At 76.6% G+C, this 19,784-nt stretch carries 21 protein-coding genes; 9 read left to right on the plus strand and 12 right to left on the minus strand.

Annotation, left to right across the window (positions count from 1 at the left end):
• Positions 1 to 51: 51 nt before the first annotated feature.
• The 8 genes from DQ239_RS02150 to DQ239_RS02185 all read right to left on the minus strand — a co-directional run bounded on the left by DQ239_RS02150 (position 52) and on the right by DQ239_RS02185 (position 6,951).
• The gene (locus DQ239_RS02150) at positions 52 to 780 is read right to left on the minus strand and encodes a MerR family transcriptional regulator (protein WP_113832695.1); all 729 of its coding nucleotides are present in this window, start codon (positions 778 to 780) and stop codon (positions 52 to 54) included.
• A 5-nt stretch (positions 781 to 785) separates the two neighbouring features.
• Positions 786 to 1,307, minus strand: a complete 522-nt coding sequence (locus DQ239_RS02155; RefSeq protein WP_113832588.1) for an FHA domain-containing protein — start codon at positions 1,305 to 1,307, stop codon at positions 786 to 788.
• A gap of 260 nt (positions 1,308 to 1,567) precedes the next feature.
• Positions 1,568 to 1,972, minus strand: coding sequence for a glycine cleavage system protein GcvH (gene gcvH, locus DQ239_RS02160; RefSeq protein ID WP_113832589.1), 405 nt, complete (start codon positions 1,970 to 1,972; stop codon positions 1,568 to 1,570).
• Positions 1,973 to 2,068: 96 nt separating this feature from the next.
• Complete coding sequence (locus tag DQ239_RS02165; RefSeq protein WP_113832590.1) at positions 2,069 to 2,896, minus strand: DUF881 domain-containing protein; 828 nt, start codon at positions 2,894 to 2,896, stop codon at positions 2,069 to 2,071.
• Entirely contained in the window at positions 2,893 to 3,225 is a 333-nt protein-coding gene (locus DQ239_RS02170) for a small basic family protein (RefSeq protein WP_091771409.1), read from the minus strand. The genes DQ239_RS02165 and DQ239_RS02170 overlap by 4 nt, the downstream gene beginning before the upstream one ends.
• A 3-nt stretch (positions 3,226 to 3,228) precedes the next feature.
• Positions 3,229 to 4,152: a DUF881 domain-containing protein gene (locus DQ239_RS02175; RefSeq protein WP_113832591.1), complete on the minus strand. Its 924-nt coding sequence runs from the start codon at positions 4,150 to 4,152 to the stop codon at positions 3,229 to 3,231.
• On the minus strand, positions 4,149 to 4,799 hold the full coding sequence (locus DQ239_RS02180) for a CDP-alcohol phosphatidyltransferase family protein (protein WP_113832592.1): 651 nt from the start codon (positions 4,797 to 4,799) through the stop codon (positions 4,149 to 4,151). Before DQ239_RS02180 ends, DQ239_RS02175 begins: the two co-directional genes overlap by 4 nt.
• Positions 4,800 to 4,869: 70 nt before the next feature.
• Complete coding sequence (locus DQ239_RS02185) at positions 4,870 to 6,951, minus strand: elongation factor G-like protein EF-G2 (RefSeq protein WP_113832593.1); 2,082 nt, start codon at positions 6,949 to 6,951, stop codon at positions 4,870 to 4,872.
• Between the two features lie 276 nt (positions 6,952 to 7,227).
• Here DQ239_RS02185 and DQ239_RS02190 point away from each other — a divergent pair, with 276 nt between their 5' ends.
• Positions 7,228 to 9,006: a hypothetical protein gene (locus DQ239_RS02190; RefSeq protein WP_147251964.1), complete on the plus strand. Its 1,779-nt coding sequence runs from the start codon at positions 7,228 to 7,230 to the stop codon at positions 9,004 to 9,006.
• Here DQ239_RS02190 and DQ239_RS02195 read toward each other — a convergent pair.
• Positions 8,976 to 9,524: a DUF2243 domain-containing protein gene (locus DQ239_RS02195; protein ID WP_113832595.1), complete on the minus strand. Its 549-nt coding sequence runs from the start codon at positions 9,522 to 9,524 to the stop codon at positions 8,976 to 8,978. The genes DQ239_RS02190 and DQ239_RS02195 overlap by 31 nt on opposite strands.
• A gap of 55 nt (positions 9,525 to 9,579) precedes the next feature.
• Between DQ239_RS02195 and DQ239_RS02200 the strand changes: the two genes are divergently transcribed.
• Positions 9,580 to 9,783, plus strand: coding sequence for a hypothetical protein (locus DQ239_RS02200; RefSeq protein ID WP_113832596.1), 204 nt, complete (start codon positions 9,580 to 9,582; stop codon positions 9,781 to 9,783).
• A 151-nt stretch (positions 9,784 to 9,934) separates the two neighbouring features.
• On the opposite strand, the gene DQ239_RS02205 is transcribed toward DQ239_RS02200, so the two are convergent.
• Both DQ239_RS02205 and DQ239_RS20070 read right to left on the minus strand, forming a co-directional pair.
• Complete coding sequence (locus tag DQ239_RS02205) at positions 9,935 to 11,080, minus strand: nitronate monooxygenase family protein (protein WP_113832597.1); 1,146 nt, start codon at positions 11,078 to 11,080, stop codon at positions 9,935 to 9,937.
• A gap of 11 nt (positions 11,081 to 11,091) precedes the next feature.
• Entirely contained in the window at positions 11,092 to 11,736 is a 645-nt protein-coding gene (locus tag DQ239_RS20070; RefSeq protein ID WP_158544765.1) for a TetR/AcrR family transcriptional regulator, read from the minus strand.
• 119 nt (positions 11,737 to 11,855) lie between these two features.
• Here DQ239_RS20070 and DQ239_RS02220 point away from each other — a divergent pair, with 119 nt between their 5' ends.
• The 3 genes from DQ239_RS02220 to DQ239_RS02230 are packed head-to-tail and all read left to right on the plus strand — an operon-like array spanning position 11,856 to position 14,823.
• On the plus strand, positions 11,856 to 12,929 hold the full coding sequence (locus tag DQ239_RS02220; protein WP_158544766.1) for a glycosyltransferase: 1,074 nt from the start codon (positions 11,856 to 11,858) through the stop codon (positions 12,927 to 12,929).
• On the plus strand, positions 12,926 to 13,921 hold the full coding sequence (locus tag DQ239_RS02225; protein WP_113832600.1) for a glycosyltransferase: 996 nt from the start codon (positions 12,926 to 12,928) through the stop codon (positions 13,919 to 13,921). The genes DQ239_RS02220 and DQ239_RS02225 overlap by 4 nt, the downstream gene beginning before the upstream one ends.
• On the plus strand, positions 13,918 to 14,823 hold the full coding sequence (locus tag DQ239_RS02230) for a galactosyltransferase-related protein (protein ID WP_113832601.1): 906 nt from the start codon (positions 13,918 to 13,920) through the stop codon (positions 14,821 to 14,823). The genes DQ239_RS02225 and DQ239_RS02230 overlap by 4 nt, the downstream gene beginning before the upstream one ends.
• Here the strand turns inward: DQ239_RS02230 and DQ239_RS02235 are convergent.
• Complete coding sequence (locus tag DQ239_RS02235) at positions 14,751 to 15,899, minus strand: glycosyltransferase (RefSeq protein ID WP_199582491.1); 1,149 nt, start codon at positions 15,897 to 15,899, stop codon at positions 14,751 to 14,753. The genes DQ239_RS02230 and DQ239_RS02235 overlap by 73 nt on opposite strands.
• 82 nt (positions 15,900 to 15,981) lie before the next feature.
• On the opposite strand from DQ239_RS02235, the gene DQ239_RS02240 reads away from it, so the two are divergent.
• The 4 genes from DQ239_RS02240 to DQ239_RS02250 are packed head-to-tail and all read left to right on the plus strand — an operon-like array spanning position 15,982 to position 19,783.
• The gene (locus DQ239_RS02240) at positions 15,982 to 16,881 is read left to right on the plus strand and encodes a WcbI family polysaccharide biosynthesis putative acetyltransferase (protein WP_113832602.1); all 900 of its coding nucleotides are present in this window, start codon (positions 15,982 to 15,984) and stop codon (positions 16,879 to 16,881) included.
• Entirely contained in the window at positions 16,878 to 17,897 is a 1,020-nt protein-coding gene (locus DQ239_RS20250; protein WP_158544767.1) for a hypothetical protein, read from the plus strand. The genes DQ239_RS02240 and DQ239_RS20250 overlap by 4 nt, the downstream gene beginning before the upstream one ends.
• Positions 17,894 to 19,186 (plus strand): glycosyltransferase, encoded by a 1,293-nt coding sequence (locus DQ239_RS02245; RefSeq protein WP_158544768.1) that lies wholly within the window; start codon positions 17,894 to 17,896, stop codon positions 19,184 to 19,186. Before DQ239_RS20250 ends, DQ239_RS02245 begins: the two co-directional genes overlap by 4 nt.
• 9 nt (positions 19,187 to 19,195) lie before the next feature.
• Complete coding sequence (locus DQ239_RS02250) at positions 19,196 to 19,783, plus strand: TetR/AcrR family transcriptional regulator (RefSeq protein WP_113832604.1); 588 nt, start codon at positions 19,196 to 19,198, stop codon at positions 19,781 to 19,783.
• Position 19,784 lies beyond the last annotated feature (1 nt).

The raw sequence follows: 19,784 nt of genomic DNA on the forward strand, positions 1-19,784 counted from the left end.
ACTGGATCGGGGCGGCTCTCGGGGACAGCGACTCGTCCACGGTACGCCCGGTCAGGGGCGCAGGAGATCCCGGAGTCGCGCCTCGAGCAGCGCCGTGTGCAGCTGCGCGGACAGGCCCGCCAGCTCGCGCAGCTTCTCGGTCGCGCGGGCGCGCGCCTCCTCGGAGCGCGCGCGCAGGACCGGCGCGACGAGCTGCTCCACGAGGCCGGCCTCGCGCTCCACGCCGCTGCGGTAGACGCGCAGGTGGCGCGGTTCGATGCCGTGCCGCGCGAGGCCCGCGGCGGCCCGGGCAACGGCGAGGTCGGCCACCGGGTGCCGGCCGTCGGCGTCGGTCGCGAGCAGGCCGAACTGCACGCAGTCGGCCAGCTGCTCGGGCTCCAGCCCGGCCGCGCGGGCGAACTGGTCCGGCGTGAGGGGTGCCGCCTCGCCGTCGGCGGTGCCGGGTGCGGGCGGTGGCGTGGTCGCGGGCGCCGACGTGCCCGGGATCGGCTCGCCGCGGTCCAGTGCCTCGAGGTGGTCCTTGATCACCCGCAGCGGCAGGTAGTGGTCGCGCTGCGCCGTGAGCACGTACCGCAACCGGCTGACGTCCGCGCGGGAGAACTTCCGGTAGCCCGAGGGGGTGCGCTGGGGGTGCACCAGGTCCTCGGACTCGAGGTACCGGATCTTGCTGATCGTCACGTCGGGGAAGTCGTCGCGAAGAACAGCCAGCACCTCGCCGATGGTCAGGCGGGGCGTGTGCTGGTCGGCGGCGTCCCCGAGCGCGCCTCCGCGCTCGGGCACGCCCACTAGCGCGCGGCCGGCTCGCCGGTCCGCGGACCGGTCAGGTACACCAGGCGGAACTTGCCGATCTGCACCTCGTCGCCCCCGGCGAGGGTCGCGACGTCGACGGGCTCGCGGTTCACGTAGGTGCCGTTGAGGCTGCCGACGTCGTGCACCGAGAAACCGCCGCCCTCGCGGTGGAACTCCACGTGCCGGCGGCTGACCGTCACGTCGTCGAGGAAGATGTCGCTGTCGGGGTGGCGCCCGGCGGTCGTGACGTCCTGGTCGAGCAGGAAGCGGCTGCCCGCGTTGGGGCCGCGCTTGACGACGAGCAGGGCCGACCCGGCCGGAAGGGACTCGACGGCGCCGGCGTGCGCGTCGGCAGCGGACTCCACCGTCGTCTCCGGCTGCTCACCGGAGTCCTCGCCGCCGACCTTCGGGATCACGCTGGTCGACTCGCCGACGCGCTCCGGGGAGAGCGCCGCGCCGCACTGCGCGCAGAAGCGACTGCCCTCGGGGTTCTCGTGTCCACATCGAGTGCAGTGCACGTTGCGTCTCCTCCGGTACGAGGGGCGTCGCCGCGGGCCTGGGGAGGCCGCGGGCGGCCGGCTGTCGACGGGCCGGTCGGTCCGTCGTGTGTCGGCCACCGCGGGTGCGGCGGGCCGTGGTCATGGAACCAGCGGTCGACCCGAGGGTCAACCGCACCTGCAGGGGTGGGGTGCGGCGCTGCGCGGCTGGTCGCCGGCTGCTCCGTGCCCTGTCGCGATCATAGTGAGCGGCGTGCGGTCGGGGCCCGCAGGCGGGGCCGTCAGGACCCGTCGACCAGCGCCTGGTAGGCGTCGGCGTCCAGCAGCGCCCCGATCGGGTCGCCCCCCTCGCCGGCCACGCTGATCTCCACCAGCCAGCCGGCCCCGTAGGGGTCGGCGTTGATCGTCTCGGGGGTGTCGGCCAGCGCCTCGTTGACCGCGGCCACGACGCCGGCGACGGGGGCGTAGACGTCGGACACCGACTTGGTGGACTCGACCTCGCCCATCGGCGTGCCCGGCCCGACCTCGTCACCGACCGACGGCAGCTGCACGAAGACGATGTCCCCCAGGGCGTCCTGGGCGTGGTCGGTGATGCCGACGCGGATGACGGTCGACGTGCCGTCGGTGCCCTGCACCAGCGCCCACTCGTGCTGGTCGGTGTAACGGCGGTCGTCAGGCGTGCTCATGCAAGAAGCTTCCCATCGTGGTGTGGTCGCGTACCGGCCCCGGTGCAGGGTCCCGCCCCGAGCGGAGCGAGGGGTGGGGGGCACCGGGGTCCTTCGTCAGTCGGGCGCAGCGTATTGAGCCTCCGGGAGCGGCCGCAACGCGTCGACGAGGAGCTCGGGCTCCTGCACGACCTCGACCGAGCCGCCGCGGCCGCCGACCGCCTGCACCACTCCCCCGGGGATGTTGAGAGCCGTCTCCATGTCCTGGGGGGAGCCCAGCACGAGCACCTCGTAGGGGGCGGTGATCGGCCGGCCGTCGATCATCAGCGCCCCCGGGACGCCGGTGACCGCGGTGCTCAGCCCCACCCGGACGCCGTCGAACTGCATCGTCTCCGCCCCCGCCCCGCGCAGCTCCTGGACGACGTCGATCAGGTCGGTGACCCGCAGCGCGTCGTCCGGGTCGCGGATGGTCAGCCGCAGCCCGGGCCCCCGGGCCGGGGCGGTGCCGTTGAGCACCGCGAGGGCGGCCGCGCGGGTCTGCGCCTCCTCCAGCGCCGAGGCGCTCTCGCTGTCGGAGCTGGTGAGCTGGCGCAGGGCGCTGCGCTGGTCGGCGATCAGCTCCCGCAACCGGACGCCGCGCGCGCTGACCTCGTCGACGATGCGCACGAGGTCCTCCTCCCGCGCGCCGGCGAGGGCCTGCTCGTCGTCGGAGTTGCGCACCTGGACGGTGAAGGCGAAGCCGAGGATCAGCGTGAGGACGCCGATGAGCAGCGCGGCCGGCAGGTCACGGCGTCGTCCGGGTGCTGCCTCTCCCCCGCCCGTGCCTGCGTCGGCGGGCTGCTGCGGAGCGGCGTCCTCCGCGACCGGCTCGGGCGCGGTGCCCGGTTCGGTGGGTTCCGGCTCCTCCCCCGCGGGGGGCGGGTCGACCGGCGGGTCGGTGCTCATGCGCGGAAGACGTGCCGCCGGATGGCCGCGGCGTTGCCGAAGATGCGGATGCCGAGCACGACGACGACGGCGGTGGACAGCTGCGCGCCCACGCCGAGCTGGTCGCCGAGGAACACGATGAGCGCGGCGACGACGACGTTGGAGACGAAGGAGATGACGAAGACCTTGGCGTCGAAGATGCCGTCCAGCCGCGCCCGGAAGCCGCCGAACACCGCGTCGAGCGCCGCGACGACGGCGATCGGCAGGTAGGGCTGCAGCCACAGCGGGACCGTGGGGTCGAGCAGCAGGCCGAGCAGGACGCCGGCCACCAGGCCGAGGATCGGGATCACGGGTCAGTCTCCGGTCGCGGGGTCGGACGGCGGTGCGTCGGGCTGGTCGGGCTCGTCGGGCACCGGCTGGGCCGCGCGCAGCTCGGGCGTGCTGGCAGCGGGCAGGCTCAGCTCCTCCTCGCGGGAGAAGTCGAAGCGCAGCCCGTAGGTCTCCTCGATGAGGGCGAGCGAGCCCACCTCCGGGCTGGAGAGGAAGCCGCTGGAGAGGGTCTCCGGATCGCCGATGGCGCTCACCTCGTAGGGGTTGGTCACCGGGCGGAAGTCCACCAGCACGGCCTCGCCGGCGAACCGGATCGCGCTGGTCGGGCCCAGCCGCTGGCCGTTGATGCTGATCGCCTCGGCACCGGCGGCCCAGAGCGCGTTGACCACCAGCTGCAGGTCGCCGTCGCGGACGCGGCCGCGGACGTCGCCCTCGTCCTCGCCGCCCACGGGGTCGTCGTCCGCGTCGGACCCGGCGTTGGCCAGGGTGACCAGGAGCCCGGGGCCCCGGACCGGCACCGCCGCCGCACCCGCCTCCGCCTCGGCCAGCGCGTCGAGCGCCCGCTGGCCCGTGGTGGAGGACGCGAGCAGCTCGTCGCGGGCGCGGGTGACCTCCGCCCGCAGCTCCTCGAGCTGGGCGGCGAGCTCGTCGCTGGCGTCGGACCCGGTGCGGATGTCCTCGACCAGGGCGGCCCGGATCTCCTGCCGGCCCTGCACGCGGGCGGCGGCCTGATCGTAGGTGACCGCGGCCAGCACGCCGGCCACCACCATGGTCAGCGCCACGAGCACGGCGCCGCGGCGTCGGCGTCCGCCGGCCGCAGGGCCACCGCGCGCGGCCCGCGCCTCCGCGGCCTGGGCGTAGGCCGGGTCCAGCGTCTCGGCGAGCACGTCGTCGAGGAGCGAGGCGCCGAGGGAGCGCGGGCCTCCTCCGGGGGGACGAGCGGTCACGGCACCGCGCCCGCGGCGGCCCGCTCGGCCCGCACGATCCCGGCGACCTGGACCACGTAGAACACGCCCGCCAGGAGGTACAGGGCGGTGCCCCAGATGCTGAACGCCCACGCGAAGGGCGCGATGGCCGTGGCGAACCAGCCCGTGCCCTCGGCGAGCATCAGCCCCGGGAAGGCGTACAGCAGCAGGAAGGTCGCGGCCTTGCCCAGGTAGTGCACCTGCAGCGGCGGGTAGCCGTAGCGGCGCAGGACGAGCAGCCCGATGCCGAGCACGACCTCGCGGCCCAGGAGCAGCGCGACCATCCAGACCGGTGCGATGTCGCGCAGGGCCAGGGCGACCAGCGTGCAGACGATGTAGAGGCGGTCGGCCGCGGGGTCCAGCAGCGCGCCGAGGCGGCTGCTCTGGTCCAGCCAGCGGGCCAGCTTGCCGTCGGCCCAGTCGGTGATGCCCGAGATCATCAGGACGACCACCGCCCAGCCGTCGGCCTCGGGCCCGAGCAGCAGCCAGAGGAACAGCGGCACGCCCAGCAGGCGCAGCACCGACAGCGCGTTGGGCAGCGTCCAGACCCGGTCGGGCAGGTCGTCCCGTCCTCCGGGACCGCCGTGCGCCGCCGTCGTCTCGGCCGACGGCCCGTTCGACGACGTCACGATCCCTCCAGCCCGCTGCTCACCCTGGGCAGAGGCTAGCGGCCTCCCGGCCCGTGACGGACGGCGACGCTCAGGCGGGGACCGTCACGGAGGCCGGTGCCGGTTCGTGCCCGAGCGGACGGCGGGTGAACGAGCCGGTGCCGTGGGTGATCGACCGCAGCGCGCCGGGGTAGCCGAGCAGCTCGATCTCGGGCACCTCCGCCCGCACCGTCGCGAGGCCCTGCCCGGGATCGGTGTCGCTGCCGGTGACCCGCGCCCGGCGGGAGGACAGGTCGCTCATCACCGCGCCGACGTACTCCCCCGGCACCTCCACCGCGACCTCGCACCACGGCTCCAGCACCCGGGTGCCGGCCGCCGCGGCGATCTCCCGGAGGGCCAGGGCGCCGGCGGACTGGAAGGCGGCGTCGGAGGAGTCGACCGAGTGGGCCTTGCCGTCGACCAGCGTGACGTGGACGTCGACGACGGCGCGGTCACCGCCCAGACCGCGCTCGGCCTGCGCCCGGATGCCCTTCTCGACACTGCCGTGGAACTGCGAGGGCACCGTGCCGCCCACGATCCGCTGCTCGAAGACGATCCCGCTGCCGGGCGGCCCGGGCTCCCCCTCGACGACCACGACGGCGTACTGGCCGTGCCCCCCGGACTGCTTGACGTGGCGGGCCGTGACCCGCGCCGCCCCGGCCAGGGTCTCCACCAGCGGCACCCGCACCGGGACGGTGGCGACCGAGACGCCGTGCCGGGTGCGCAGCCGCTCGAGGAGCACCTCGGCGTGCGCCTCGCCCACGCACCACAGCAGCAGCTGCCCGGTGTCCGGACGGCGTTCGAGGCGCACGGTGGGGTCCTCGGCGACCAGCCGCGCCAGCGCCGTCGCCAGCCGGTCGTCGTCCCCGCGGGAGGCGGCCTCCACGGCCACCGGCAGCTGCGGCGTGGGCAGCTGCCACGGTGGCACCAGCCGCGGGTCGTCCGGGGAGGACAGCGTGTCGCCGGTCTCGGCGCTGGTCAGCCGGCCGATCGCGCAGACGTCGCCGGCCGGGCACGCCGGGACCAGCCGCAGCGCCGTCCCGAGGGGCGAGCTGAGGGCGCCGATCCGCTCGTCGACGTCGTGGTCGGGGTGGCCCCGCTCGGCCAGGCCGTGCCCGGAGACGTGGACGGCGGCGTCGGGCCGCAGGGTGCCGGAGAAGACGCGCACCAGCGAGACCCGGCCCACGTAGGGGTCGGTCGTCGTCTTGACCACCTCGGCGACCAGCGGGCCGTCGGGGTCGCAGGTCAGCGCCGGGGCCGCCGCACCGTCCGGTCGGGTGACGGGCGGGCAGCCGTGCTCGCACGGGCTCGGGAAGCCGGCGACCACCAGCTCCAGCAGCGCGTCGACGCCCACCCCGGACGGCGGCGCGGAGCACAGGACCGGGTGGAAGTGGCCGCGGGCGACGGCGGTCTCCAGGTCGGCGATGAGGTCGGCCTGCACCAGCTGGTCCCCGGCGAGGTAGCGCTCCATGAGCACCTCGTCCTCGCTCTCGCCGATGATGCCCTCGATCAGCTCGGAGCGGAGCCGGTCCGCCTCGTCCTCCCCCGCCCGGCCGGCCGTCGCGGCGGGGTCGAGCAGGGACACCAGGTCGCGCACCGAGCCGTCGGGCGCGCGGTCGACCAGGTGCACCGGGAAGACGCCCTCCCCCAGCTGCACCTGGCACAGCTGCACCGCCTCCTCGACGTCGGCCTGCGGGCGGTCGATCTGGGTGAGCACGACCGCGCGCGGCATCCCGACCGCCGCGCACTCCTGCCAGAGCGCCACGGTGGTCGCGTCCACCCCGTTGACGGCCGAGACGACGAAGACGGCGGCGTCGGCCGCGCGCAGGCCGGCGCGCAGCTCGCCGACGAAGTCGGGCGCCCCGGGGGTGTCCAGGAGGGTGATCCGCCGGCCGGCGTGCTCGACGGTGGCGACGCCCAGCGACACCGACCGCCGCTGCCGGATCTCGACGTCCTCGGTGTCCAGGCAGGTCGTGCCGTCCTCCACCCGGCCGGGGCGCGGCAGCGCGCCGGTCGCGACGAGCATCGCCTCGGCCAGCGTCGTCTTGCCGGCGCCCGAGCGCCCGACGAGGGCGACGTTGCGCACCTGCTCCGGCGGGCGGGGGGCCGGGGCGGGCGTGGTGTCCTTGGGCATCGGCCGGGCTCAGCTCTGCGGTCCGGGGGCGGCCGGCGACCGCGCCGGATCCCGGGTCGGGACGACGGTGCGGTCCGGGGCGGGGGCGTCCACGGCGGCCTCCTGACGGGTTCGGCTGTGGTCTGCGTCACAGCCTGCCCCGCGCCGGGGAGCGGATCAAGGACGAGTCGCCCGCCATCGCCGTCGGCGGCACCGACAGTGCGCATCCGCTCGGCCGGGCTCACCGGCGGCTACCCTGCGTCCGGCTCCGCCACCTACGACGTCTGGACAGCCCGCGTGACCACCAGCCGGACCGACGAACCGACCGCGGCTCTGCCCTCCGCGACCGTGGACGAGCCGGAGGACGCCGGGGCGAGCGCCTCCGCGGGCCCTCGCCGGTGGCTGCGTTGGACGCTGGGGGTGGTCGTCGTCCTGCTGGCCGTCGTGCCGTCCGTCCTGGGGCTGGCCGCACTGGCGCTCGACCGCGAGCAGCCCTACCTCCCCTTCGGGGACCAGGCGATCCTGGCGCTGTCGGTCGACGCCGTCGGCGAGCACGAGGTGCTGCTCGGCGCCTACTCGCGCTTCGGCTGGTACCACCCCGGGCCGATGGCCACCTACCTGCTGGCCGGCGTCTACGACCTGATGGGCGACTCGACCCGGGCGCTGGCGGTGGGGACCCTGGTCCTCGGCGGGATCGCGTCGGCTGCCGCGGTGTGGCTGGTCAGCCGCCGGGCCGGCGCCCCGGCCGCGCTCTGGACGGTGGTCGTGCTGGCGCTGACCGTGCGGACGCTGGGCGGAGGGTTCCTGTACGACTCGTGGAACCCCTTCCTCCCCGTGCTCCCGCTCCTGGCCGGCGTGCTCCTGTGCTGGACGGCCGTCCGGGGTGACGCGTGGGGGCTGCCGCTGGCCGTGGTGCCGCTGTCGCTCGCGGTGCAGGCGCACATCGGCTACCTCCCCGTGGTCGGCGCCGTCGTGGCGGTGCTGGTGGCGGGCCTGGTGCTCCGGGGCATCGGGCGCCTCCGCCGTCGCAACCGTCCGCCCGCCGCGGAGGACCCCGGACCGCACCGGCGGCTCTGGCGCTGGCCGGTCGCGGGCGTCGCCGCCGTCGGCCTGCTGGCGCTGCTCTGGACCCCGCCGGTCATCGAGCAGCGGAGAGGTGACCCCGGCAACCTCAGCGCTCTGGCCGACTACCTGACCGACAGCGCGCCCGAGGAGACCGCCGGGCTCGGGACCGGTCTGCGGAGCATCGCCGACGAGTTCGGGCGGCTGCCCGCCTACCTGACCGGCAACGGCGTGCCGCCCCAGCCCCTGCTGCCCGAGTCGTGGCCGGCGGTCGCCATCGGGGTGGGCCTGGTGCTCTTCCTGGCGGCGCTGGTGAACGCGGTGGTCCGCCGGCGGGCCGACACGATCTGGCTCGGCGTCTTCACCGCTGCCGTCGCCGCGGCCGGCGTGGCCGCCGTCGCCCGCGTGGACGGGCTGCCCTTCCCGTACCTCACGCGCTGGACGGTGGTCGTCGGCATCCTGGCCTGGACGACGATCGGGATGAGCTTCCTCCCGGATCTCGCGGCCCTCGCTCGCCGGCGGATGGGGCCGCGTCGCGCGGTCGTGGCGACGGCCGTCCCCCTCGGCGCGATGGCGACGGCCGCCGTCCTGGTCACCGGGATCGGCACGGCCGCGGCCGACCCGCCGATGACCGACGTCACCGGACAGCTCGGGCGGCTCGAGGAGGCGGTCCTCGCCGACCTCGACCAGCGCGGGCTGCGCTCCGGCGGGGACGACCCGGTGGTGCGGGTCGACTTCGCCCCGACCACCCGCCCCGACGAGCTGGTGGGCACCTTCTGGCCCGGGACCGGGCTGGTGCTCGAGCTCGCCCGCGACGAGGTCGACGTGCAGGTCTCCTCGTTCTGGGACATGCCGTTCGGCGCCCGGTACACCGACCACGCCGACGACGCCGGCTACGTCGTCACGCTGGCCTACTCCGACGGGACGTCGCCGGCGCCCGTGCCGTGGCAGCAGGTGCTGGCCGTCGAGGGCGACCTCGCGGTCTACGGCGGGGTGCCCCCGGCGCTGGGCTGACGGTCGGACCGGGCGTCGGCCCGCGCCTCCAGGTCGCGGACGCCGCGGCGGTGGACGAGGGCGCCGACCGCGACGAGCAGGACGCCGGAGAGCAGGAAGCCGAGGTCCCACGCGAGCGGTCCGCCCAGGTCATCACGCACGTGGTGGACGCCGAGGATGTGGTGGTCGACCAGGCCCTCGACGAGGTCGAACAGGCCCCACCCGGCGACGACGAGGCCGAGGTGGAAGCGCCAGCTCGGCGCGATCCGCCCCTGCCGCCAGGCGACCAGCGCCGTCACCATCCCGGCGACGGCGGCCAGCCACGTGCCCAGGTGGAAGAAGCCGTCGGCCACCGTGTTGGCCTCCAGGCCGGCCAGCGTGCCGGGATCGCGACCGTCGACCGAGCTGATCATGTGGTGCCACTGCAGGATCTGGTGCAGGACGATGCCGTCGACGAAGCCGCCGAAGCCGATGCCGTAGAGGAGCCCCGACGCCTTCGAGGGCAGCCGCTCCCCCGCCGTCGTCGGCCTGCGCGCCATGCCGCAGCCGCTACCCCGGTGCGGCGACCGGCACCCCTCGGCGCATCCTGTCGTCATGAGCACCAGCGACCACGCCGCCGGCCGGGCGCAGTCCACCGGGACGGCGCACGCCGTCCTGGCCGCCACCGCCGACCTGCCCGCGCCGTGGGCGGCGATCTGCGGCGCCTCGGTCGACGTCGTCCAGGGCAGGTGGAACGGCCCGCGCGGGCTGGGGTCGGCCGATCCCTGCGCCGAGTGCCGCCGGCTCACCGGGACCTGAGCGCGGCCCCCTCTCCCTCGCTGCTTGGCTCGTGCGCGACGACGTCGCCGCGTCGTTGTTAGGGATAACGGTCGTACCACGGCCGATGACGTGCGGCGGCGGCGCACTCCGGGCGAGGGAGTGCGCCGCCGGTGCACGGCGTCGTCGGGGCTCAGCTCTCCACGAGGCGGGTGAGCCGCTCGACGGCCTCGACGAACTCCTCGACCATCTCGAGCACGACGCGGCGGGCGGGCCGGACGCTGCTCATGCTCGCGCTGCCGACGATCTGGCCGACGAAGTAGGTCGCCAGGTCGTTCGCGGGCGTGCCCGGCGTGCCCGCCACGCGGTTGATCCGGGCCTGCGCCTCGCCGACCAGCATCGGCTGGAGGGGCATCGGCAGCGTGCCCGGCCCCTCGGGAGACTCCCACTCCTCGGTCCACGGGCTCCGCAGCATCCGCGCCGGCTTCCCGGTGATGGACCGCGAGCGGACGGTGTCGCCCAGCCCCGCCCGGAGGAACTTCTCCTTGACCGCCGGGGTGGTCTCGGCCTCCTCCGTGGTCAGCCACACCGAGCCGCACCACACGCCGTCGGCACCCAGGGCCATGCCGGCCGCGAGCTGCCGGCCGCGCCCGATGCCCCCGGCGGCCAGCACCGGCAGCCCGCCCACGGCGTCGACCACCTCGGGCACGAGCACCATCGTCGCGATCTGACCGGTGTGCCCGCCGGCCTCGGTGCCCTGCGCGACGACGAGGTCGGCACCCGCGGCCCGGTGCCGGACGGCGTGCTCGACCGACCCGGCCAGCGCCGCGACCGGGATGCCGGCGCCGTGCGCGCGCTCGATGAAGTGCGGCGGCGGCGGGCCGAGCGCGGAGGCGACGAGCTTCGTCTCATGGGCGAAGAGGACGTCGAGCAGCGGCGCCATGCTCCGGGGGTCCACCCGCATGCCGCCCACGCCGGAGCTGCGGCCCCCGGTCGGCGCGCCGTCGGGCAGCGGCGGGATGCCGTACCGGTCGAGCAGCCCGTCCAGCCACTGCCGGTGGGCCGCCGGCAGGAGATCGCCGAGGGCCTCCCGGTCCAGGCCGCCGGACTCCGAGCCCGCGAACTTCTCCGGGACGAGGAGGTCGACGCCGTAGGGGCGGCCCTTCACCTCCGCCTCGATCCAGGCGAGGTCGACGTCCAGCTGCTCCGGCGTGTGCGCCACGGCACCGAGCACGCCGAGCCCGCCGGCGTTGGTGACGGCGGCGACCACGTCACGGCAGTGGCTGAAGGCGAAGATCGGGACGTCGATGCCGACGAGGTCGGTGGCGGCTGTGCGCACGGGAGTGCCTCTCAGGGAGTGGGGCGGGGCGGCGGGGACGGGCGGAGCCCGTGGAGGACGATCTCGACCACCTCGTCGGCGGCCTGCTGCGGGCCGGTGCGCAGCGTGCGGGCGACGCCGGGGCCGGCCAGGCTGCGGCCGAGGCCGGCGAGCACCCGGGCCACGGCCCCGGTGTCGACGTCGGCGATGTCGCCACGGGCGACCGCGCTGTCCAGCAGGGTGCGCGTCACGTCGACGAGGTACTGGTTGTGGCTGTCGACCAGCGCCCGGACGGCGGGGACCGTGCCGATGTCCCGCGACCACGCATCGGTCGAGCGGCTCACCGCCACGTGCGCGGCGCGGAGGTAGGCGCGGATCGCGTCCAGCGGCGCCATGTCGTCGGCGATGGTCCGCTGGGCCGCACCGCCGATCCGCCACAGCTGCCGGTCCACGACCCCGAGCACGAGCTCGTCGCGGCTGGGCGCCAGCGCGTAGAGGGTGCGCAGCGAGCACCCCACCCGCGCGGCGATCTCGGCCATGGTCAGCTCGGCGAAACCGTCGCGGAAGAGGGCGTCGAGCTGCTGCAGGACGTGCCGCTGCCGGTCGGTGAGCTGCTCCTCCCGGTCCCGGCCGAGCACCGGGCGGGGCCGCTGCACGGTGCCCGACGCGCGTGCCACGGGCGGACCGTAGGGCGGTAACGCGGAGGAGTCAACGTTACCGTCCGGGGCCTCTCCGGCGGCCGTCCCGGGGAGGTCCCGCATACTTCCGCGGTGCTCCGACAGAGGTCGGGCCTCCGGTGACGGGGTCCGTACGCGTGCTGCACGTCCCCGCGGACCACGGGTACGTGGCGCACCTCGCCGACGACCGGGTCCCGGGGATCGCGTCCGTGGCGCTCCCCGGGGACGACGGCGGCTGGCGCCCCTCCCCGGCGCTCGAGGCGGCGTGGGTGGACGCGCACGCCGGCCGCTTCGACGTGCTGCACGTCCACTTCGGCTTCGAGGGCCGCATCCCGGGCGAGCTGCGGGACCTCGTCGCCGCGCTGCGGCGCACCCGCCGGGGCCTGGTGCTGACCGTGCACGACCTGGAGAACCCGCACCTGCCCACGCAGGAGGGCTACGCGCGGCTGCTCGACGTGCTCGTCCCCGCGGCGGACGCCGTCGTGACGCTGACCCCGGGCGCGGCCGACGAGATCGCCCAGCGCTGGGGCAGGTCCGCGCGCGTCGTGCCGCACCCTCACGTGGCGCCCCTGGCCGAGATCGGTCTCCCCCGCCCGCAGCGCCCGCGCCGCGTGGTCGGGCTGCACCTCAAGAGCCTGCGGGCCAACCTGGACGCCGCTCCGGTGCTGCGCTCGCTGGTCGAGGCCGTCGGCCGGCTGCCGCGGACGGAGCTGCGGGTCGACGTCCACGACGAGGTGCTCGACCCCGCGTTCCCGCGCCACGACGCCGGGCTGGCGCAAGAGCTGCGCGCGGCCGCCGGCTCCGGCGCCCTCGACCTGCGCGTGCACCCGCGCTTCGACGACGCCGGGCTGCTGGACTACCTGCGCGGGCTGGACGTGTCGGTCCTGGCTTACGCCCACGGCACCCACTCGGGCTGGCTGGAGCTGTGCGCCGATCTCGGGGTGCCGGTGGTGGCGGGCCGGGTCGGGTTCCTGCACCAGCAGCAGCCGCTGGTGCAGGTCGACCTGCACGACCCCGCCGCCCTGGCCGAGGGGCTCGAGCGCGCCCTGGCGCCCGGCCCGGCGTCCGCGGCGACCGCGCCCGCCCGGCTGGCCCAGCGGCGGGAGATCGCCGTCGCGCACCGGGAGCTGTACCGCGAGGTGGTCGCCGCAGTGCAGCCTTCCCCGCACCGGACGGCCGGGGCGTCCGCGTGATCGGCTGGTACGTGCACTCCCACGGCGCCGGGCACCGGCAGCGGCTGGCCGCGGTCAGCCGGCACCTCCGCACCCCGGTGACCGCCTTCGGCTCGGCACCTTCCCCGGAGGACTTCGCCGGCGACTGGATCCGGCTGGAGCGCGACGACGACGGGCCCGTCGACCGGGCGTCGGCGACCGCGGGCGGGGCGCTGCACTGGGCGCCGCTGCACCACCCCGGCCTGCAGCACCGGCACGCCGTGATCGCCGCCTGGATCGCTGCGGCCCGGCCGCGCCTCATGGTCACCGACGTGTCGGTGGAGGTGACGGCGCTGGCCCGGCTGTGCGGCGTCCCGGTCGTCGTCTTCGCCATGCTCGGCGACCGCGACGACCCCCCTCACCGTCTCGGACGCAGCCTGGCCACGACGCTGGTCGCCCCCTGGCCGGCCCCCCGCGACCGGCCGCCGCGGAACGACGCCGGCACGCCGGTGGTGCACGTCGGCGCCTTCTCCCGCTTCGACGGCCGCCCCCGTCCGGCCGGGGCACCGCGGCCGGGCACGGTGCTGGTGCTGTTCGGCAGCGGCGGGCGCGACGTCAGCGACGCCGACTTCCGGGCCGCCCGCGCGGCGACACCGGGATGGACCTGGGAGTACCGGGTTCCCGGTGCGGCGGAGGGCGCCGGCACCGACGACGACGTCTGGGCCGCGCTGCACCGCGCCGAGGTGGTCGTCGTGCACGGGGGCCACAACGCCGTCGCCGAGGTGGCGGCGGCCCGGCGACCCGCCGTCGTCGTCGCGCAGGACCGGCCCTTCGGCGAGCAGCGCCGCCGCGCGGAGCTGCTGCGGGCCGAGGGCCTGGTGGCGCTCGACCGCTGGCCGGCGGCGCCGGAGTGGCCCGGCCTGCTGGAGCGGGCCCGGGCGGCGGGCGCGGGGCCGTGGGAGCGCTGGGCACCGGGCGACGGCGCGCAGCGGGCCGCGGCCGTCCTCGACGCCGCCGCCGGGGAGCCGGGATGACCGCCACCGCGTTGCTCACCATCGTCTCCGGGCGGCACGACCACCTGCGCGGTCAGCTGCTCGGGCTGGCCGCCTCCACCCGGGCCCCCGACTGGCACGTCGTCGCGGCGATGGGCGACGAGGGCGTCCGCGCCGTCGTCGACGCGACGCCGGCACCCCCGGGCACCCGCCGGGTGGTGATCGACGTGCCCCTGGAGGACGACGGCGAGCTGCCCCTGGCCCGGGCGCGCAACGCCGCGGCGGCCGCCGCCCTCCAGCGGGGCGCCGAGCTGCTGGTCTTCCTCGACGTCGACTGCGTCCCCTCCCCCGGGCTCCTCGCCGGCTACGTGCGGGCGGCCGCCGACCCCGCGGTGCGCGCGGCGCACGGGCCGGTCCTGCTGTGCGGCCCGGTGGCCTACCTGCCGGCCGGGATCCGGGTCACCTCAGCCGCGGACCTGGCCGGGCTGCCGGCGGCGGCCGCACCGCATCCGGCCCGCCCGGCACCGCCGGCCGGACAACTTGTCGCCGCCGACGACTCGCAGTGGTGGCTGTTCTGGTCGCTGTCGTTCGCCGTGACCGCCGAGGACTGGACACGCGCCGGCGGGTTCTGCGAGGAGTACCGGGGTTACGGCGGGGAGGACACCGACGTCGCCGCGACCGTCCGGTCCATGGGCGGGACGCTGTTCTGGGTGGGCGGGGCCGACGCCCACCACCAGCACCACCCCGTGCAGGACCCGCCGGTGCACCACCTGGCGGCCATCGTCCGCAACGCCGCGGTCTTCCACCGCCGCTGGGGGTGGTGGCCGATGACCGGCTGGCTCGAGCAGTTCCGCTCGGCCGGGCTGGCCGACTACGACGCGGCGACGCGCACGTGGTCGGTGACCGGGCCGTCCGCGGCGGCGGCCCGGAGCACGGCCTCGTAGCGGCCGACCATCGCCTGCGCCGACAGGTGCGAGAGCGCGGCCGCCCGCACCGCGCGCCGGTCCAGGGCGGTCGCCGGGCCGATGGCAGCGGCCATCGCCTCGACGTCGGCATCCGGGACGACGACGCCCACCTGCTCCCCGACGTGCGGCCGCAGCACCTCGCTCACGCCACCCCGGTCGAAGGCGACCACGGGCGTGCCGCACATGGCGGCCTCGGCGGCGACCTGCCCGAACGGCTCGTCCCAGGCCGGCGTGACCAGAACGGCGTCAGCCCGGCCGACCGCCTGGGCCAGGGTGCGCCCGCCGAGGTGACCGTGCCAGGTGGCGCCGTGGCCCAGATGCGGCTCGATCCGGGTGGCGAAGTACTCGGCGTCCAGCGCCGGGCCGACGAGGTGCAGGTGCCGGCCGGCCGCCGCGGCCGCGGCGATCGCCAGGTGCGGTGCCTTCTCCGGCACGAGCCGGCCGAACCACAGCAGCCCTGCCCCGCCGGGCCCGAGGGTCCAGCGCTCCGGGTCGACCCCGTTGTGCACGACCTCCGCACGCGGGACCCAGGGCGCCCACTGCCGCGCGGTGAACCGGCTGACGGCGGTGAAGGTGTGCGAGCTGCCGCCGGCGTCCAGCGCGGAGGTCAGCCACGGGGTCGGCGGGGTGTGCAGCGTGGTCACGGTCGGGAACGGCAGGGTGCTCGACAGCGACACCGGCAGGTAGTGCAGCGAGTTGTTGTGGACGACGTCGACCTCGCCGGCGTACGTCGTCCGGAGGGCGGCCAGCACGGCGAGGTGCGCGTGGTGCTCGCGCAGGAACGCCTCGGCCGGCATCGAGGGGTCGGCGCGGGCGAGCTCGTCGGGCCGCCAGCCGCCCCCGGCGAGCAGCTCGGGCTGCGCGCCGGTGCTCCCGGCCGCGGCGAACAGCAGGACGCGGTGCCCCCGCGCCCGCAGGCCGTCGACCAGGCCGCCGACGAAGGACTCGAGCCCGCCGAGATAAGGCTCGGCGACCGGATAACGGCTGGGTGCCAGCACGGCGACGGTCAGCCGGCGCCCGGAGCCCCCGGCGACCAACGGGGAAGGGTCGCGCACCACCAAATGCAAGCACGGCCGTCCGGCCGGGGTGCACGCCGGTGGCCGCCGGCCTGCGAGAACCCCTCCTTAGGGTGCATCCGTGACCGGTCGGCGGCAGCACTACGCGCACTTCTACGGCCTGCAGCCGATCCCGCGCGACGACCGGCCGCTGGCCCTGGTGCACGGCAACTGCCAGGCCGAGTCGCTCCGCGTGCTGCTCGACGGCGACGCCTCCCCGGTCCGGACGGTCCGCGTGCCCCCCGTCCACGAGCTCACCGCCGCGGACCTCCCGCACCTGGACCGCCTCCTGGCCGAGGTCGACGTGCTGGTCGCGCAGCCGGTGCGCGACGGCTACCGGGGGCTGCCGCTGGGCACCGCCGAGGTCCTAGGCCGCGCCGGTCGCCGGCCCCGGATTGTCGTCGTCCCGATCATCCGCTGGGCCGCGCTGCACCCCTTCTCGGTCATCGTCCGCTCCCCCGCCGGCGACCCCCCGCTGGTGCCGTACCACGACCTGCGGACCCTGGCGCTGGCCGCCGGCCGGCCTGCGCTGCCGGAGAGCCCCTCGCCCGACGCCGTCCGGGCGGTGCGTGCGCTGTCGGTGCGCGAGCTGCACGCGCGGCAGGAGCGGCACGGTGCGCTGCCCGTGGTCGACCTGCTCGAGGCCGCGGGTTCGGGCGCAGTCCACACCGTGAACCACCCCGGCAACGAGGTGCTCACCGGTCTGACCCGGCGGGTGCTGGCCGCCGCCGGCCTGCCCGGCGAGCCCGCCGATCCACGCCGGACCCTCCTCGACAGCGTGCACACCCCGGTGCTGCCTGCGGTGCTCGCGGCGCTGGGGCTCGGCGGAGCCGGCCGCGACCACTGGCTCGTGCACGGGCGCCCGCTCCCCGACGCGGACGTGCGGGCGGCCCAGCTGCGCTGGTACGCCGACCACCCGGGGGTGGCCGCGGCGGGGCTGGACCGGCACGCCGAGGCCGCCGCGGTGCTGGGGACCGCGTGAGCGTTCCCGCCCTCACGGTGCTCGTCGTCGGACCGGCCGGGCACGGGGTCACCGGCACGGCGCTCGCCCAGGAGACGGAGCTGCGCGCGATCGCGCCGGTGCACCTGGTGCGCCGGCCGGCGGTCCCCGACGTCGCCGAGCTCCGCGCGGCACTGGGCGCCGCACCTGTCGGCCCAGTGCTCGTGCACGTCACCGACCGGTTGTTCGGGACGACGCCGGAGCAGGCGGCCGACGCCGTGGTGGCCCTCGCGGAGGTGCGGCCGCTCGTCGTGACGCTGCACGACCTGCCGCAGGCCAGCGACGGGCCCCGCAACGCCCTCCGGCGCGCGACGGCCTACCGGCGGATGGCGGAGGCGGCCGCCGCGGTGGTGGTCTCCAGCGCCCACGAGCAGCGGCTGCTGGCCGCCTGCGGCGCCGCCGTGCCCGCGGTCGTCGTCCCGCTCCCCGTGCCCGACCTGCGCTCGGCGCCGGCCGCGGACCCGGCGACGCCGTTCGGGAGCGTCGCCGTCCTGGGCTACCTGTACCCGGGCAAGGGGCACGAGGCGGTCCTCGCCGCGCTCGACGCGCTGCCCGCCGGGGTGGGCCTGACCGCGTGGGGCCGGCCGTCCGACGGGCACGAGGACCTGGTGGGAACCCTCACCGAGCAGGCGCGGGCGCTGGGCCGGCCGTGCACCGTGACCGGGTTCGTCCCGGATGCGGAGCTGCCCGGGCTGCTGCGGTCCGCGGTGCTGCCGGTCGCTCCGCACGCGCACCTGTCGGCGTCCGGGTCGATCAACTCCTGGATCGGCGCCGGACGGCGGCCGCTGGTGCCGCGCAGCGACTACGCGGCCGAGCTCGACGAGCGCGCACCCGGCTGCGTCCTGGTGTACGACGACCTGCCGACCGCCCTGGCGCGGGCCTGGCACGAACCCGCGAGCACCTGGCTGCCCGCCGGGCGCGCCGGGGGCCCCACCGGGGCGGAGACCGCGGCCCTGCTGCTCCCGGTGCTGGCCGGGGCCGGAGGGCGGGCGCCGTGACCCTCCCGCTGGTCTCGGTGGTCGTGCCGCACTACGAGTCGCCGCACGACCTGGCGCTGGTGCTCACCGCGCTGGAGCTGCAGGACCACCCGCTCGACCTGCTCGACGTCGTCGTCGCCGACGACGGGTCGCGCACCCGTCCCGGCCCGGGGCCCCGGCCGTACGCGGTCCGGGTGGTCGCGCAGGCCGACGAGGGCTTCCGGGCCGCCGCGGCCCGCAACCTCGGCGCCCGCGCGGCCCGCGGTTCGGTGCTCTGCTTCCTGGACGCCGACACGGTGCCCGAGCCCGGGTACGTGTCGGCCGTGGTCCGGAGCATCGCCGGCGGCGCCGACCTGGTCGTGGGCCGCCGCCGGCACGCCGACCTGGGGGCGACCTCGCCGGCGCAGCTGCGGCGTTGGCTGCTCGAGGGCGTCGGGGCGCCGGAGGTCCTCGAGGAACCGGCCTGGCTGGCGGAGGGCTACGCCCGGACCGACGACCTGCGGGCGGCCGGCGACGACGCCTACCGGTTCGTCATCTCCGCCGTGCTGAGCACCACTCGCCGGCTGTTCGAGGAGGTCGGCGGCTTCGAGGAGGCGTTCCGGGCCTACGGCGGCGAGGACTGGGAGTTCGCGCACCGCTGCTGGCTGCGCGGAGCCGACCTGGTGCACGCCCGCGACGCCGTCGCCTGGCACGACGGACCCGACTTCGCCGGCCGGACCGGGGACGCCGACGCCCTGCACTCCCGGAACGTCGAGGGCCTCGCGCTGGCCCGGTTCGTCCCGGGACCCGCAACCCGCGGCAGCGGCCTGGTGTGGGCGCACCCCGACGTCGTCGTCCGGCTGGACGACACCGGAGCGTCCGACGCGCAGGTGGTGGAGTCGGTGCGCTCGCTGCTGGCGGGCAGCGACTGCGGGGTGTGGCTGCGCGCCGGCTCGGCGCTCGACCTGCTCGACGACCCGCGGGTGCACCGCGGCGAGCCGCCGAACGCGGTGCTGGCCCGGGCCCGGTTCCGGGTGGAGCTGGACCGCCCGGTCGTGCTGTCCGGGGCGACCCTGCAGGAGCTCGCCGACGTCGCCCCGGTGCGGGTCGGGGAGCACCTGACCGTGCGCCGCACCCGGGACGTGCACCGCGGCGAGGACGGCGCCGCGCTGCTGCGCGCGCCCGGGGTCAGCGCTCCGGTCCCCGGCGAGGTCGACCTGCAGCGCACGTGGGGGCGCGCGGACCACCGCCGCACCGTGCGGCTCCGGCGGTGGCGCGGATCACCGGCCGATCTGGCCGGTTTACCGGCCGATGTGGCCGGTGAGCCCTAGCCTGGTCGGGTGGGCGGATTCCGGCAGCAGACCGAGGACCAGATCCTCGACCGCGCCGCCGCCCTCCTCGCCCGGCGCGGTACCCGCACGTCGCTGCAGGAGATCGCCGACGCCGTCGGCCTGTCGAAGGCCGGGCTGCAGTACCACTTCCCCACCAAGGACGCGCTGCACTCGGCCGTGCTGGCGAAGGCCGCCGGGATCGGGCAGCAGGTGCTCGACGTCGTCGGCGACCTGCCGCTCGGCCCCGAGCGGGACCTCCGGGCCATCGAGGCCTGGATCGACGTGGCCCTCGCCCACCCCGGTCTGGTGTCGCTGCTGCTGACCCCGGTCAGCTCCGCGGTCGCCGACGACCCCGCCGACGACGGCGCCGAGGCGGTCCTCGCGTCGGCCACCGCCGCGCTCGCCGCCTTCGGGGTGGACCTGGAGGCCGCCACGGCCGAGCGGACCGTGCGCGTCTCGGCCGCGCTCGCCGCCCTCGGCGTCCTGACCCTCGCCGCCCACCAGAACGACCTCACCGTCGCGTGGCGGCCGCACATGGTCGTCGCCTGCTTCGACGCGCTCGGCCACCGCCGCCCCGTCCCCACCCCGGAGGCCTGAC

It is taken from the genome of Blastococcus sp. TF02-09, assembly GCF_003319105.1.
Lineage (GTDB): Bacteria > Actinomycetota > Actinomycetes > Mycobacteriales > Geodermatophilaceae > Blastococcus.

Bases quoted from the DNA above. Each gene is read 5' to 3' on its own strand.
- gcvH (WP_113832589.1), bottom strand. From the start codon at position 1,972: ATGAGCACGCCTGACGACCGCCGTTACACCGACCAGCACGAGTGGGCG.
- DQ239_RS02165 (WP_113832590.1), bottom strand. From the start codon at position 2,896: ATGAGCACCGACCCGCCGGTCGACCCGCCCCCCGCGGGGGAGGAGCCG.
- DQ239_RS02185 (WP_113832593.1), bottom strand. From the start codon at position 6,951: ATGCCCAAGGACACCACGCCCGCCCCGGCCCCCCGCCCGCCGGAGCAG.
- DQ239_RS02195 (WP_113832595.1), bottom strand. From the start codon at position 9,524: ATGGCGCGCAGGCCGACGACGGCGGGGGAGCGGCTGCCCTCGAAGGCG.
- DQ239_RS02200 (WP_113832596.1), top strand. From the start codon at position 9,580: ATGAGCACCAGCGACCACGCCGCCGGCCGGGCGCAGTCCACCGGGACG.
- DQ239_RS02230 (WP_113832601.1), top strand. From the start codon at position 13,918: ATGACCGCCACCGCGTTGCTCACCATCGTCTCCGGGCGGCACGACCAC.